The sequence below is a fragment of the Synechococcus sp. KORDI-52 genome (genome assembly GCF_000737595.1).
GTDB lineage: Bacteria > Cyanobacteriota > Cyanobacteriia > PCC-6307 > Cyanobiaceae > Parasynechococcus.
This window is the reverse complement of the sequence record NZ_CP006271.1, coordinates 1658380-1671623: the sequence shown is the minus strand read 5'-3', so window position 1 is coordinate 1671623 and position 13244 is coordinate 1658380. Positions and strand designations below refer to the sequence as shown.

At 56.5% G+C, this 13244-nt stretch carries 16 protein-coding genes and 1 other RNA gene; 8 read left to right on the top strand and 9 right to left on the bottom strand.

Annotated features, from left to right (window positions below; genetic code table 11):
- The first annotated feature begins 14 nt into the window (after positions 1 to 14).
- From pyk to ftsH, 3 genes are read left to right on the top strand one after another with little or no spacing between them, the layout of a single operon-like run.
- A complete protein-coding gene (gene pyk, locus KR52_RS08520) occupies positions 15 to 1466 on the top strand; it encodes a pyruvate kinase (RefSeq protein ID WP_038554716.1) in 1452 nt (483 codons plus the stop codon).
- 13 nt (positions 1467 to 1479) lie between these two features.
- Positions 1480 to 2709, top strand: a complete 1230-nt coding sequence (locus KR52_RS08515; RefSeq protein ID WP_038554715.1) for an ABC transporter permease — start codon at positions 1480 to 1482, stop codon at positions 2707 to 2709.
- A gap of 58 nt (positions 2710 to 2767) precedes the next feature.
- Positions 2768 to 4687, top strand: a complete 1920-nt coding sequence (gene ftsH, locus KR52_RS08510; protein ID WP_038554713.1) for an ATP-dependent zinc metalloprotease FtsH — start codon at positions 2768 to 2770, stop codon at positions 4685 to 4687.
- Positions 4688 to 4738: 51 nt separating this feature from the next.
- Here the strand turns inward: ftsH and KR52_RS13715 are convergent, their stop codons facing one another.
- The gene (locus tag KR52_RS13715) at positions 4739 to 4894 is read right to left on the bottom strand and encodes a DUF2256 domain-containing protein (protein ID WP_071840220.1); all 156 of its coding nucleotides are present in this window, start codon (positions 4892 to 4894) and stop codon (positions 4739 to 4741) included.
- Positions 4891 to 5547, bottom strand: a complete 657-nt coding sequence (gene clpP, locus KR52_RS08505; protein ID WP_256382115.1) for an ATP-dependent Clp endopeptidase proteolytic subunit ClpP — start codon at positions 5545 to 5547, stop codon at positions 4891 to 4893. Before clpP ends, KR52_RS13715 begins: the two co-directional genes overlap by 4 nt.
- A gap of 18 nt (positions 5548 to 5565) precedes the next feature.
- Here clpP and psb29 point away from each other — a divergent pair, with 18 nt between their 5' ends.
- Entirely contained in the window at positions 5566 to 6213 is a 648-nt protein-coding gene (gene psb29, locus KR52_RS08500) for a photosystem II biogenesis protein Psp29 (RefSeq protein WP_038554708.1), read from the top strand.
- On the opposite strand, the gene KR52_RS08495 is transcribed toward psb29, so the two are convergent.
- Together KR52_RS08495 and petN are read right to left on the bottom strand one after the other, a co-directional pair.
- Positions 6195 to 7553: a hypothetical protein gene (locus tag KR52_RS08495; RefSeq protein WP_038554705.1), complete on the bottom strand. Its 1359-nt coding sequence runs from the start codon at positions 7551 to 7553 to the stop codon at positions 6195 to 6197. The two genes, psb29 and KR52_RS08495, sit on opposite strands and share 19 nt — an antisense overlap.
- A gap of 109 nt (positions 7554 to 7662) precedes the next feature.
- Positions 7663 to 7764 carry a cytochrome b6-f complex subunit PetN gene (gene petN, locus KR52_RS13710; RefSeq protein WP_011364412.1) on the bottom strand — a complete coding sequence of 34 codons (102 nt, stop codon included), beginning with the start codon at positions 7762 to 7764 and terminating at the stop codon, positions 7663 to 7665.
- Between the two features lie 72 nt (positions 7765 to 7836).
- On the opposite strand from petN, the gene clpS reads away from it, so the two are divergent.
- Positions 7837 to 8133: an ATP-dependent Clp protease adapter ClpS gene (gene clpS, locus KR52_RS08490; RefSeq protein WP_038554704.1), complete on the top strand. Its 297-nt coding sequence runs from the start codon at positions 7837 to 7839 to the stop codon at positions 8131 to 8133.
- 1 nt (position 8134) lies between these two features.
- Here the strand turns inward: clpS and KR52_RS08485 are convergent, their stop codons facing one another.
- Positions 8135 to 8362, bottom strand: coding sequence for a hypothetical protein (locus KR52_RS08485; protein ID WP_038554702.1), 228 nt, complete (start codon positions 8360 to 8362; stop codon positions 8135 to 8137).
- A gap of 74 nt (positions 8363 to 8436) precedes the next feature.
- Here KR52_RS08485 and KR52_RS08480 point away from each other — a divergent pair, with 74 nt between their 5' ends.
- Complete coding sequence (locus KR52_RS08480) at positions 8437 to 8712, top strand: DUF2103 domain-containing protein (protein ID WP_038557116.1); 276 nt, start codon at positions 8437 to 8439, stop codon at positions 8710 to 8712.
- 187 nt (positions 8713 to 8899) lie between these two features.
- Here KR52_RS08480 and KR52_RS14800 read toward each other — a convergent pair whose 3' ends face one another.
- A complete protein-coding gene (locus KR52_RS14800; protein ID WP_173402214.1) occupies positions 8900 to 9043 on the bottom strand; it encodes a hypothetical protein in 144 nt (47 codons plus the stop codon).
- 128 nt (positions 9044 to 9171) lie between these two features.
- Between KR52_RS14800 and KR52_RS08475 the strand changes: the two genes are divergently transcribed.
- On the top strand, positions 9172 to 9384 hold the full coding sequence (locus KR52_RS08475; protein WP_038554699.1) for a hypothetical protein: 213 nt from the start codon (positions 9172 to 9174) through the stop codon (positions 9382 to 9384).
- Positions 9385 to 9856: 472 nt separating this feature from the next.
- Here the strand turns inward: KR52_RS08475 and KR52_RS14355 are convergent, their stop codons facing one another.
- Positions 9857 to 10081, bottom strand: a complete 225-nt coding sequence (locus KR52_RS14355; RefSeq protein WP_162175615.1) for a hypothetical protein — start codon at positions 10079 to 10081, stop codon at positions 9857 to 9859.
- 1208 nt (positions 10082 to 11289) lie between these two features.
- Between KR52_RS14355 and KR52_RS14645 the strand changes: the two genes are divergently transcribed.
- The gene (locus KR52_RS14645; RefSeq protein WP_162175614.1) at positions 11290 to 11430 is read left to right on the top strand and encodes a hypothetical protein; all 141 of its coding nucleotides are present in this window, start codon (positions 11290 to 11292) and stop codon (positions 11428 to 11430) included.
- Between the two features lie 436 nt (positions 11431 to 11866).
- Here KR52_RS14645 and ssrS read toward each other — a convergent pair.
- Together ssrS and KR52_RS08455 are read right to left on the bottom strand one after the other, a co-directional pair.
- Positions 11867 to 12050, bottom strand: a non-coding RNA gene (ssrS, locus tag KR52_RS13705) — 6S RNA.
- 7 nt (positions 12051 to 12057) lie between these two features.
- Complete coding sequence (locus KR52_RS08455) at positions 12058 to 13218, bottom strand: 5-(carboxyamino)imidazole ribonucleotide synthase (RefSeq protein ID WP_038554689.1); 1161 nt, start codon at positions 13216 to 13218, stop codon at positions 12058 to 12060.
- Between the last annotated feature and the right edge of the window lie 26 nt (positions 13219 to 13244).

Sequence of the window (13244 nt, the reverse complement as noted above, 5' to 3'; positions counted from 1 at the left end):
TTTTCAGCCGCGATATGGGCCAGTTCGACCTGAACCGACGGACCAAGATCGTGGCCACCATCGGCCCTGCCACGGAGAGTCCGGAGCGGATCAAGGAGCTCGTGAAGGCTGGTGCCACCACGTTCAGGCTGAACTTCTCCCACGGCGACCACAGCGAACACGCCGCACGCATCGCCACGATCCGTCAGGTGTCTGAGGAACTGGGTCAGACCATCGGCATCCTTCAGGACCTTCAGGGCCCGAAGATCCGACTCGGACGCTTCGCGGAGGGACCGATCACCCTGGCCAATGGTGATCCGTTCACACTCACGTCACGACCCGTGAGCTGCGACAAGACGATCGCCACGGTGACCTACGACAAACTCGCCGACGAAGTAACCGCTGGAAGTCGGATCCTGCTTGACGACGGCCGCGTTGAGATGAAGGTCGATACCGTCGACAAAGCCCAGCAGACCCTGCATTGCACCGTCACCGTGGGCGGTGTTCTCTCGAACAACAAGGGGGTCAACTTCCCGGACGTCCAGCTCTCCGTTCGCGCCCTGACAGACAAGGACAAGACCGATCTGACTTTTGGTCTCAGTCAAGGGGTGGACTGGGTGGCTCTCAGCTTCGTTCGAAATCCTTCCGACATGGAAGAGATCCGTGGGCTGATCCGTGACCAGGGGCATGAGACCCCTGTGGTGGCCAAGATCGAGAAGTTTGAAGCGATCGATCAGATCGATTCGATCCTTCCCCTCTGCGATGGCGTGATGGTGGCCCGCGGTGATCTCGGGGTGGAAATGCCGGCCGAGGAAGTTCCGCTGCTGCAGAAGGAACTAATCCGCAAGGCCAACAGCCTGGGCATCCCCATCATCACGGCCACCCAGATGCTGGATTCGATGGCCTCGAGCCCACGCCCGACCCGCGCCGAAGTCAGCGACGTGGCCAACGCCATCCTCGATGGAACCGATGCTGTGATGCTCTCCAACGAGACCGCAGTGGGAGATTTCCCTGTTGAAGCGGTGCAGACCATGGCCACCATTGCCCGACGGATCGAGAAGGACTATCCCCAACGCTCCATCGACAGTCACCTTCCCAGCACCATTCCCAATGCCTTGAGTGGTGCGGTGAGCACCATCGCCAGCCAGCTCAACGCTTCCGCGATTGTTCCCCTGACCAAAAGTGGAGCCACAGCTCGCAATGTCAGTAAGTTCCGTCCAGCAGCTCCCATCCTGGCCGTCACACCGGATCGCACAGTCGCCTGTCGTCTTCAACTGGTCTGGGGCGTGACTCCGTTGGTGATTCCACAGGGGGAGCGGACCACGCAGACCTTCCACGCCGCCATGGTCAGAGCCCAGGAACTGGCCTTACTCGAGGAGGGAGACCTCGTGGTCCAGTCAGCAGGAACCCATGCGGGCGTCTCTGGATCCACGGATCTGGTCAAGGTGAGCATCGTCAACAACGAAGCTGAGGCGACACTGATCTGAACAACAGCACAGCATGAACCGCCGCATGCCCGCAACGGAAACGGTGCGGATGGCCCTGTCAACCCTGCAGAGCAACCGACTTCGCAGCTTGCTCACCATGGTGGGCATCGTGATTGGCAACGCCTCGGTGATCACCCTTGTGGGGGTGGGAAAAGGAGCGCAAGGACTGGCCGAAGGGCAGTTGAACAACCTTGGAGCCAATGTGCTGTTTGTGGTTCCGGGCAACACAAACACCAGACGTCAAGGTGTCACCCGACCCAAAACACTTGTTCTGGAAGATGCCGAAGCCATTGCCGCTCAAGTTCCAAGCGTCACGAGGGTCGCGCCTCTGATCAACACCAATCAGGTGGTGCAGGCGGGAGCCCGCAGTGCCACTGGTGCGGTTTTCGGGGTCACTCCGGATTTCCTCGCAGTACGGAAGTTTGAAATCGCGAAGGGTCGCTTCATCACCGATCAAGAGGAATCATCGGCGAGAGCCGTAGCCGTCCTTGGTTCTGATCTGCGCACCAAACTGTTTCCAACCGGCGCGGCGATCGGGCAGCAGGTGCGCATCAGCAATCAGTCCTTCAGGGTTGTCGGAGTGATGGCACCCAAAGGAGCTGTTTTTGGCAGCAACCAGGATGAAAACATCTACATCCCAATCACAACAATGGTGAACCGGATCACCGGTCGGGATCCGATTTATGGCGTAAGCCTCAACTCCATCAGCGTTGAAGCCAGAGACGAAAAGAGCACCGGAGCAGCAAGATTTCAGATCACCAACCTGTTGCGTCAACGCCACAGCATTCTTCGTGACGACGATTTCGCAGTGCGTTCTCAGAAGGATGCCCTCACCATCGTCGGCACCATCACCGGAGGACTCACCCTGATGCTTGCGGCCATCGGAGGGATCTCCCTGCTGGTGGGAGGCATCGGAATCATGAACATCATGCTGGTGTCTGTCAGCGAGCGAACCGAAGAGATCGGTTTGCGCAAGGCCCTGGGAGCCCGAAGCAGTGATGTGCTTCAGCAGTTTCTGGTGGAGTCTCTGGTGCTCGCAAGCCTGGGCGGAGCGGTGGGCACGCTGGTGGGGTTAGGAGCAGTCAGTCTTGTGGCTGCCCTCACACCATTACCGGCGGCGATCGGGGCCACAACAGTTGTCATCACGGTTGGACTCTCAGGATCCATCGGACTGTTCTTCGGCGTCGTGCCCGCCCGCCGAGCCGCAAAGCTCGACCCGATTGTTGCTCTGAGAAGCCTTTGATCAGGGTCTCAGAAATCAGGCCAACTCCTTTACACTCGTTAACGAATTTCTTTGGCTCATGAACCAGCGCTGGCGACTTCTTGCCCTCTGGCTTCTGCCAATCGGCGTCGTGTTGCTGATTGGCTGGCAGGTGGTGAGCAACGGAGGCATCAACAACCTCAGCCAGGACAGCAATGGCACCACCGTCGCCCCGCGCAATGCTGCGGTGGCGCGCATGAGCTATGGCCGCTTCCTTGATTACGTCGAAGCCGGTCGTGTCACAGCCGTTGATATCTACGACGGTGGTCGCAACGCAGTGATCGAAGCGGTCGATCCTGACCTGGACAACCGCGTTCAGCGTTTGCGCGTTGACCTGCCCGGTCTGGCCCCTGAGCTGATTAACACGCTGAAGACCGAAGGCATCAGCTTCGACATTCATCCCCCCCGCACGGCACCTCCAGCCCTTGGTGTGCTGGGCAATCTGGCGTTCCCGCTGCTGCTGATCGGTGCTCTGATCTTCCTGGCCCGCCGCAACAGCAACATGCCTGGCGGCCCCGGCCAGGCCATGCAGTTCGGCAAAAGCAAAGCCCGTTTCATGATGGAAGCGGAGACCGGCGTCATGTTCGATGACGTGGCCGGCGTCACCGAAGCCAAGCAGGAACTTCAGGAAGTGGTGACATTCCTGAAGCAGCCAGAACGGTTCACATCCGTGGGTGCTCAGATTCCCCGAGGCCTTCTGCTGGTCGGCCCTCCCGGCACCGGTAAAACCCTTCTCGCCAAGGCCATTGCCGGTGAAGCAGGTGTTCCCTTCTTCTCTCTCTCTGGTTCTGAGTTCGTTGAGATGTTCGTTGGCGTTGGCGCCAGCCGCGTCCGCGATCTCTTCAAGAAAGCCAAAGAGAACAGCCCCTGTTTGATCTTCATTGACGAAATTGACGCCGTTGGGCGCCAGCGCGGAGCCGGCATTGGTGGAGGCAACGACGAACGCGAACAGACGCTGAACCAGCTCCTGACGGAGATGGATGGCTTCGAAGGCAACAGCGGCATCATCATCATTGCCGCCACCAACCGTCCTGACGTTCTGGACTCAGCTCTGATGCGTCCCGGCCGTTTTGACCGTCAGGTCACCGTGGATGCTCCGGACATCAAGGGCCGCCTCGCCATCCTGGATGTGCACTGCCGCAACAAAAAACTCGAAGAAGAGCTGTCCCTCGAAAGCATCGCCCGCCGCACCCCTGGCTTTACTGGTGCTGACCTGGCCAACCTGATGAACGAGGCAGCGATCCTCACCGCCCGCCGCCGCAAAGACGCCATCGGTTTGAGCGAGATCGATGACGCTGTCGATCGCATCATCGCCGGAATGGAGGGTCGTCCCCTCACCGATGGTCGCAGCAAACGTCTGATTGCATACCACGAGGTGGGCCATGCCCTGATCGGGACCCTGGTCAAGGACCACGATCCGGTACAGAAAGTCACTCTCGTTCCCCGTGGTCAGGCCCAGGGCCTGACCTGGTTCTCGCCGGACGAAGAACAAACTCTTGTCACTCGCGCTCAGCTCAAGGCCCGCATCATGGGTGCCCTTGGTGGCCGCGCCGCAGAAGATGTGGTGTTTGGGCATCAGGAAGTGACCACAGGAGCCGGTGGCGACATCCAACAGGTGGCTTCGATGGCTCGAAACATGGTGACCCGGCTCGGCATGAGTGATCTCGGCCCTGTTGCCCTTGAAGGCGGCAGCCAGGAAGTGTTCCTGGGCCGCGATTTGATGTCCCGCAGTGACGTGTCCGAATCGATCTCCCAACAGATCGATGTTCAAGTCCGCAACATGGTGAAGCGTTGTTATGACGAAACCGTGGAAATCGTGGCTGCCAACCGCGAAGCCATGGACCGCCTGGTGGAACTGCTGATCGAGAAAGAAACCATGAATGGCGATGAGTTCAAGGCCATTGTTGCGGAATTCACCGCTGTTCCTGAGAAAGACCGCACCGTGGTCACCCTGGACTGATTCTCCAACACATCAATAAAAAACCCCCGTCTTGATCAGGCGGGGTCTTTTTTATGGATTGAATTTGTTCTTGCGTCGACGGCAACGCTCAGAGCAGTACACAACATCGTCCCAGCAATTTCTCCAGGCTTTGCGCCACTCAAAGGGACGAGCGCAGACCGGACAGATCTTGCTGGGACGATTGACTTTCGAACTTCCCTTCTTCAAGCGACAGCCTGAACGGGACGCTTGTCGATCACCGAATCAATCAACCCATAGTTCACCGCTTCAGAGGGTGACATGAAGAAGTCGCGATCGGTGTCCTGTTGGATCCGATCAAGAGGCTGCCCGGTGCGATCAGAAAGTTCCCTGTTGAGGCGGTCCTTGAGGAAGAGGATTTCGTCCGCCTGGATGCGGATGTCACTGGCTTGACCCTGGGCACCACCCAATGGCTGGTGAATCATGATCCGGGAATGCTGCAGGCTGCTGCGCTTGCCCTTGGTCCCGGCGCAAAGCAGGAAAGCCCCCATGCTGGCGGCCAGGCCAACGCACACCGTGTGCACATCCGGTTTGATGTGCTGCATCGTGTCGAAGATGCCCAGGCCGTCGTAGACCGAACCGCCAGGCGAGTTGATGTAGAGGTAGATATCTTTCTCGGGATCCTCGGCTTCGAGGAACAACATCTGAGCCACGATCCGGTTGGCGGAGTCACTGGTGACAGCTTCACCAAGAAAGATGATGCGCTCGCGCAGCAGCCGGGAATAAATGTCAAAGGCCCTTTCTCCCCGGCCGGACTCCTCAATCACAATGGGGATCATCTGAGTATCAGCAGGGTCGCGCAATCCTAACGGCGATGTCCGCGGCGCTAGGGTTCCGGCCATTCATTCCAGGACTGCACGTTGGCCGCAAGTCAGACCATCGCCGACAGCAAACGAGCGTTTCATCAGGCCTTTCCCCACGTGATTGCCCCGCTGTACCGCCGCCTTGCTGATGAGCTGCTGGTGGAACTGCATTTGCTGAGCCATCAAAGTCGATTTGAAGCCAACGAGCTTTTCAGCGTCGGGCTGTGCACCGTGTTCGATACATTCACCAAGGGCTATCGGCCAGAAGCGCAGACCGACGCCTTGTTCAGTGCCCTCTGCAGCAGCAATGGCTTCGATGCGGCGAAGCTACGCAAGATCAACACGTCGCTGGTTGACCAGGCCAAAGGGAAGGATCCCGAGAAGCTCAAGAGTTTGCTGTCGTCTCATCGCCTCAAAGACGGCAGCCACTACTCACGTTTGATGGCCGTTGGACTGATGAGCCTTCTCAAGGCGGCCGCAGCGGATGCCAGCGGCACGGACAGTGAGTCATTGGTCAAACAGAGCCAGGAATGGGCCGCAAGCCTTGGCATGCCTGCCGATCGTGTCGAGAAGGATCTGACGCTGTTTGGCTCCAACAGCGAGCGGATGGATCAGGCCGTTGAACTGGTTGAGGAAACCATCGCGGCCGAGAAGCGCAAGAAGGAGCGCCGTTTGGCAGAACAGGCTCAGCGCAGTTCCAACTGAAGCCGAAGCCATCCGGGCTGTTGCTGGTTGGGTAGAGCTGTCATCTCCAGCTCAAGCTGAGGTGCAGCTCGAATGACACTGGGCCAGCCCGGTCCTAACCAACCCAGCTGAACCAATTCGTCAGGTCGAGCTCGAAGGCGCAGGCGTTGGTCCCCAAGGCGTTGAAGGGTGGGCGCCCCCCCGAGTGTGGGAGCCTGCCCCAGGGCGAGCAGCAGCTCCACCTGCCCACTCATCTCAGGCCCAAGCGACCAGCCACCACTTGGATCACCCTGAGGATTGAGCCACACCACAGCGGAACGTTGGGTCGGTGATGCATCCGCGCGTTGCAAGCGAAGTTGTTGCCGACGAAAGCCATTCCGCCTCAATGCTTCGGAAACCGATGCAAGGCTGGACCTGAGTGTGCCGATCTGATCAGCGGGCAGCATCAACCTGGCTTGAACAGCGGCACGAAAGCGTCCTGCCTCGAGGGATTCCACCCGGAGGGCGACAGGGGCATCGAGCAGAACAGCACGCAGGTTCTGAGGCAGGTTGTATCGGCTGGTGAGTTGCTCCGCGATCAAAGGGTTGTTGAGGAACGAACCCAGAACCGGTTGCAAGGAAACACTGTTGAACTCCAGATACGTCGACGGTGCGTTGAGGCGAACAAGATTTGTTCTGCCCGGTTTTGCTCGATCCTTCAGGGACGCCAAGGGTCTCGAGGCCACTAACCCCTCGGCGATCAGGCGATCATCCTGGAGCGACACACTCAGACAACCGTGGGAAAAGCTTGCCAAAGCAGGGAAGAGATGGCCACTGATTTTGGCCAAGCCGGAGGGCTGCCACTGAACAGCTGTTCCGTTGGTGAGACGCCGCAGACAGGTTTCCTCCAAAAGAGACGGAGTCTTGGCCTCCAGCAGAGGAGCCTGATCAAAGCTGCTCCGATGCAGTTCATCAGCGAAGTGCAGTTCCAATGAGGACGACTCCGATGACGACGGAAGTGCCAGCACAGGTTCACCATCGTCCAGCCAGATCAGCCACCACAACTCTCGTCCGTGGCTCATCCAGCGATGACGGGCAGGCAACGCGGAAAAACGTTCCTCCCAGATCTGGGGAACTGATGCAGAGGGATCGGCCTGAAAGCTCTGAATCAGCCGAGCCTGACGCATGAAGGCAACCAGCTCAGTCGTTTCTGGACGGCTGAGACCGTGATTGAACTTGGACGCACCCAGGAGAACTCCTGGAACGATCAGGCAAAGCCCCAGAAGAAACGCCGAACAAGGGTGATGACTGATCTGACGTCGAACCGACGCGATCAGGAAGACGATTTGGTTGAACCCTGGCGACGCCGACGGTCTCGCCATTCGATCGTTGAGAGATAAATCACGGCAACGCTGACGAAAACAAGAAGCACCGCCGCTGTGACCGCCAGGGCCTGGTTCAAAAGTGGTGCGTCTTGCGGCACAGAATCAATCAGAAGTTCAGGGTGCCGTCACCATTGCGTCCCCAGACAACCATGGCGATGGAGAAACTGAACATGGCAGCCAAGGACGCCCATCCCAAAGTGAACAACATTGTCTTGACCGCTCGATTGTTGGGATTCTACCTAGGGTCCAGCATCTTTTCCCCTTGCCGGAGGCAACTGTCATGACAAGCTCCAGCCCCGGGTCCTCGATCGTGCTCGAGCGACAGGAGACAACCCAGCGCTATCCCCAGGCACGGGTGATCGTTTTGGACGACGATGTGAACACCTTTCAGCATGTGGTGGATTGCCTGCGGAGGATCATCCCAGGTATGAGCGAAGACAAGGCCTGGACCCTCGCGAACCGGATTGATGGACAGGGCTCCGCTGAGGTGTGGTGTGGCCCACTGGAGCAAGCCGAGCTATACCACCAGCAACTTCAAGCCGAGGGGTTGACGATGGCTCCCCTGGAACGCTGTTGATTCAGGCCGCCGGCTTCCGGCTGGCTTTGGTGAGGCGCAGGAGATCAACAACCTGTAGGCCCTCAAGCCGATCATCCATCACGAAACGCACCACACGGCCTGGACACAGTGCCAAGCCACGCACCTCAGACCCATGCACTTCGGCGGTGAGCATGCGGGCCTGGGGTCCACATGCATCCTCCAAAGGCCCGCGAATTGAGCGGCGGAGGGCGTCAACTGATTTCAGCATCACGACTCCGGTGCTCTCTCTCTGGCATAGCCAAAGTGGCTAGCTTTCACCAGTTCTTGAGATTTCGTTCAGCTTTGGGCCGGGTTGTTATTACCCACAGCACGTATGTGGACGGCTTGATCCCGTGGCTAAAGGCTTTGGCCCTCGAGACAGACATTCAAACCATCACACCAGCTGTAATCAGTCGTGTGCGAGGTCGCAGCCCTGTGCTCAAACTTCGTGTCTCGACCCCGATCCACGGGGGATACAAGCTTGTCGCTCGTAAGGGGAGCTTGGCTCAGGAAGTGTTTGTGGTGACGTCGATGAGTCAGCCTGCCCTCGAACAGGCTGTTCTTGAGCGCCGCCCCTGAGGTGGTATCCAGGCTTTGAATCGAGCGACATGAGATGAAGCTGGATGAACAGAAAAGGTGGCTGAACGGTCACTGAGTCACCATCAACTTCAAAATGGAGAGCCGCTGTACGCATTGAAATTGAAAGATCCTGGCAACATCAATTCACAACATGCGGCTCAATGATGCACCCACTGGAGCAGCTTATTCAATCAGACACTGGAAGCTTGAATTCCAAAAACAAGGCTTCTGCATCCGCATAATCCTTTTTTTCTCTTAAGTAAAAAACCTGAGCTTTCCACCAATCCCAGGTTTCCATTTGAATGAGCTCGTCAAGATGTGGGTCGCGCATCTGAGGACCGAAACCATCCGAACACTAAAGACGGATCAAGCACTGACCAGACTTGTTCACACAGCAGTAAGCATCAACGACTACACAACAGTGGAGGGGTAAGGTCTGATAGCTTACGGATCAACGACATGCCCCTTGAAATTGCTGTGATGCAAGGGAAGCAAACAAAAGAAATCGCAGGCTGCTTTGACGACTTGGAAGAGGCTCTGAGCGAATTCAACGAATTGATCAACCGTCGAAACTGGAACCAAAGCGTAACCGCGATCTCCTTAACCGATACCGACAAAAACAAATGCCTTGCCCAGTACGCACTCCAAGACTTCAACCATTCACAAAGTTGAGTATTCAGTAGCAGAAGGAGATGAGTTAAGCCGACATCCGCACGATATCAAGATTGCCTTAGACCCAGCTCCACTCAATTGACGTCAAGGCAATCCGTTCGATCAATGAGAAATCTCACCCCAATCGCGGGATTGAGGCAATGCCTGACATACCTTCAAGAACGATATGAAGCAGAACACGTAGTGCTGTGCTGCCTCACCACCATGAAGGAAGTGGTTGGGCAAGATCTCCATTGTCGCTGCAGCGCGCTTAAGGGCAAACCACTGAAGGAGGTCGCCGGCGTGTGTAGGACACAACTGCTGCTGCTCGGCCAACGGATCGAAGAACGGATCAGGTGTGAGGCCAATCGTGAGCGTCGCAGGACTGGATGTTGAATGGAAGCAATCGCCACTTGAGGCAACAGCTGTTCGTTTTTGACCTGGCGCTGTTCGTGCTGCGAATCAAGAGCGATGAAATGGAGGTCTTGCACCGTCAAAGGTCGAACAGCAGAAACACGAGCATCGTCGCTCCATCGTCGGGTCTATCGAGAACTCCGCAATTCAGCGGACAAGACGGACCAATCGCACGCGCCATGACTCCACCCATACGCAATCCTTCATCACCACTCAGGCCAGTCCCGCTGGTTCCGTTCTGCACCACGGCCGCGACAGCGGATGCTGTGGGTCGTTGACTTGCATCGTCGGCAACTGTCAACATCGCTTTCTTGGATCGTTGAGCGAGGAGACGACGGCGAGTTCCAGCTGATCTGCACCGATTGAGAAGACCCCATGGTTGCTTGTCACGGTCAATCAGCCGTGTCTCAGCCAAAACCCCGCCAGCAGGTTCCCCGGTCGCCATGATCGAAACTGAGAGGTTGACTCGGCCATCTGAAGAAAAACTGTCGAACCTGGCGACCACCCATCAGCGACTGGCAATGATGAAGCTGTGGTGCTGACAGGAAGAGTCAGCCACCACTGGGGATTGAGGCTTGACGAACTCTCCCCACTCCATTGGAAGAGGAAGCTCTGAACGGGAACGGCCTTCTCATTCAAGGGTTACGCAGCAGACTGTCCTAAAGCACAAATTTCAACACCCAATACGCAGAAAAGATTGACTTAATTCATAAGCCGTCCGAGCACAAAAGCCCGAAAACGATAAAGAGGCTTAGAAAGCTCGCGCTCAAAACTCCAGAAAGCCAACATTTAAAAGCCAACGACCAATTAAATTCGATAGCAAAACTGATAGCAACTCTTGAGGAAAGTTCCAACTGCCGATAAATCAAACAAGGGCATTTAAGTGCGTGAGTGAAATCACTTGCACTTGTGATCTGGATCCAAACACGCGTAAGGCAAGCAAACGATGATGGAGGAGATGAGCAAATTGTTCATCAAGTCCCATTAATCTTGTTAGCCATGATCACGAAAGTCTTCAACAGAACACTTCTTGTTGCCACGTCAAGCCTGATTGCTGCGACTGCAGTGTTGATCGATCAGCCCAATGCCTCTGCCAAAAGACCAGCCCACGACAGTTGTCAGGCGAAGTACGGTCAATATGGGGCAGGGCCGTGCGATCCAAACGAAAACTTTCAAATGACAAGTCCTCACGTAAGTTGGTGCGAAATATTTCAAAAATTTGCTCCAAGCGCAGACATTGATTGCTTCTAGCCGTACAGCTTGATATCGGCACTTAAGTGAAGCTGGCGACGTGCGTGAAAACCATATTCACATCATATTTGGACTATCAAGCCTAAATCCATTGGCAGCATGGCGTTTCAACAGGTGTTCTACCTACCGCAATCAAGCTTGTTGATTGCTTTGAAAGCAGCTATACCGGCTATGTAGACCTACGGTTACGTCAAAGTGTTGTACTGTATCTGTTATAACGATTCTCTTGGTCGTGACGGGATTATCGCTCAGCTGGAAACATTGGAGGAAGCTCAGGCTGCATTCAAATCGTTCACCAGCCTCACCAACGGCTGGATGCGTGAATACGACAATATCATTTCCATCGAATTGATTGTCAAGTCAGAAGGTGATTTAAGGACGCTTGAAGTTTTTGAGTTTTAATTGAACGAACGCGAGATATATTTTATTTACCTTGCAAGACTTTCACCCCTCATCAACGTGAATTCAGCTTACCAAGCCAGAGGAGTATTGCTTCAGGGATCGGGCAAAAATCACAGGTAGAAGCGCTCCGAGCAAGTGCTTTGAGGGGTGTGCGAATGAAGCACGACTCTAGTGCCTGGTTCATTCGGAACCAGTGAAGTTACGGAAAGGAAGCACGGCGAGCAGCTCGAGTTTCGCCGTTGAATCCTTGGACGGCCGCTTGTAGGCCAACACTTTCGTTCTCTCAAATTGGGTCAATCACGATCTGCAGGATTGAGACAGCACGGTTATGCGGCGGGACAACAGCTTGTGACTTGGGTTAACCCATCAAACTTCGGCAAACCATCTTTGGGTTGGCCACAGGCTAAGACTCTTGTCCTGGCTTTGAATATCAAGAGGGTGAACCGCCATGCCGTGCGAGCCCCAGTGGTCGACCTGGAAGAACCAGAAGGGGAGGCAAAGTGGGGTTTCGTTTCCGGCTGCATGGCCGGTCTACGTCACCGTCACGACAGTCTCCCCAAGTCGAAAGAGAGTCAGATCAGAGCACTAGAAAAAGGCCGTCACCAACACAGCAGTTCACTTACAACACTAGTCGGGTCTCTTGCCATCGAGTGGCCAGATCCGACGAATGGCATCAAGTAGCTTCTGAGCTTCGTCCTGGCGTTTCAAAACCGTTTCTCCCTCAAGAAGAACAGTGACGTGTCCCAACTTGCGACCTGGCGTCTCCGGCGACTTGCCGTACCAGTGCAGGTGAACCCCAGGCATGGCCTCCAGCGCCTGCAGCCGCTGATCAAGAGGAGTGTGGTGGTCTGAATCAAGGCCCAGAAGGTTGACCATCAAGGCACCGCGGCTTTTGAGCTCTGGTGTGGGAACAGGAAGACCGGCCGCGATGCAGAGCTGCTGATCAAATTGGCTGCTGGTGCAGGCCTCGATCGAGAAATGGCCGGAATTGTGGGTGCGTGGGGCAATTTCATTCACCTGCAGTCCTGCAGGCCCATAAAAGAACTCCAGAGCCAGCACACCCACGTAGCTGAGCTTCGTCATCAGCGATGCAGCAACGTTGTAGGCCAAGGCCGCCACTGAGGGATCCACCGGTGCCGGTGCCAGAACCCAGTCGCAGACTTGGTGGTGCTGGTGGGTCTGCACCAGGGGGAAATGACGGATCCGTCCGCGTTGATCACGGCTGACCACAAGAGCCAGTTCCAGTTCGTAATCCACCCACGACTCCAGAAGCCAGTCTTCGGCTGAAACCGCCCGCAGCAATTGCGCGAGTTCATCGATATCGCGCAGCACCAGCGTGCCCTTGCCGTCGTATCCCCCGCGGGAGGCCTTGGCCATCACGGGAAAGGTCCACCCCTGCGGCAAGGCGGGTTGGGCTGGAGAAATCAGACTGAGCGGGCACCAGGGGGGACTGGGAATTGCCAGGTCGTCGAGCAGCTGACGCTGGGAGAGTTTGTCGACCAGCGGCGAGAGCGCAGCCAATGAGGGGCAGAAGCGAACTCCCTGCTGTTCAAGAGGCAAGAGGGCATCGATGTTGACCCACTCGTTCTCAAAAGTGATGCCATCACAGCCCAACACCAGTTCCCGGGTACCAGCCACATCCCGCGGGTCCGCTGTGATGAGGCGGGTCGCTAACCGGGCGGCAGGATCCTCTGCGTTGGAGGTTTGCACCGTGATCGGAACCTGTCGTTGCGTGGCGGCCTGCACGAGCATCCGTGCCAGCTGACCACCTCCCACAACACCGATCATCCTGTCCGAGCCGTCTCCCGCAGCTT

What these genes read in the sequence shown, in the direction of transcription:
- pyk (WP_038554716.1), top strand. Translation starts at nt 15, where the DNA reads ATGGGCCAGTTCGACCTGAACCGACGGACCAAGATCGTGGCCACCATC.
- KR52_RS08515 (WP_038554715.1), top strand. Translation starts at nt 1,480, where the DNA reads ATGAACCGCCGCATGCCCGCAACGGAAACGGTGCGGATGGCCCTGTCA.
- ftsH (WP_038554713.1), top strand. Translation starts at nt 2,768, where the DNA reads ATGAACCAGCGCTGGCGACTTCTTGCCCTCTGGCTTCTGCCAATCGGC.
- clpP (WP_256382115.1), bottom strand. Translation starts at nt 5,547, where the DNA reads ATGGCCGGAACCCTAGCGCCGCGGACATCGCCGTTAGGATTGCGCGAC.
- KR52_RS08495 (WP_038554705.1), bottom strand. Translation starts at nt 7,553, where the DNA reads ATGGCGAGACCGTCGGCGTCGCCAGGGTTCAACCAAATCGTCTTCCTG.
- petN (WP_011364412.1), bottom strand. Translation starts at nt 7,764, where the DNA reads ATGTTGTTCACTTTGGGATGGGCGTCCTTGGCTGCCATGTTCAGTTTC.
- clpS (WP_038554704.1), top strand. Translation starts at nt 7,837, where the DNA reads ATGACAAGCTCCAGCCCCGGGTCCTCGATCGTGCTCGAGCGACAGGAG.
- KR52_RS08485 (WP_038554702.1), bottom strand. Translation starts at nt 8,362, where the DNA reads ATGCTGAAATCAGTTGACGCCCTCCGCCGCTCAATTCGCGGGCCTTTG.
- KR52_RS14800 (WP_173402214.1), bottom strand. Translation starts at nt 9,043, where the DNA reads ATGCGCGACCCACATCTTGACGAGCTCATTCAAATGGAAACCTGGGAT.
- KR52_RS08475 (WP_038554699.1), top strand. Translation starts at nt 9,172, where the DNA reads ATGCCCCTTGAAATTGCTGTGATGCAAGGGAAGCAAACAAAAGAAATC.
- KR52_RS14355 (WP_162175615.1), bottom strand. Translation starts at nt 10,081, where the DNA reads ATGTTGACAGTTGCCGACGATGCAAGTCAACGACCCACAGCATCCGCT.
- KR52_RS08455 (WP_038554689.1), bottom strand. Translation starts at nt 13,218, where the DNA reads ATGATCGGTGTTGTGGGAGGTGGTCAGCTGGCACGGATGCTCGTGCAG.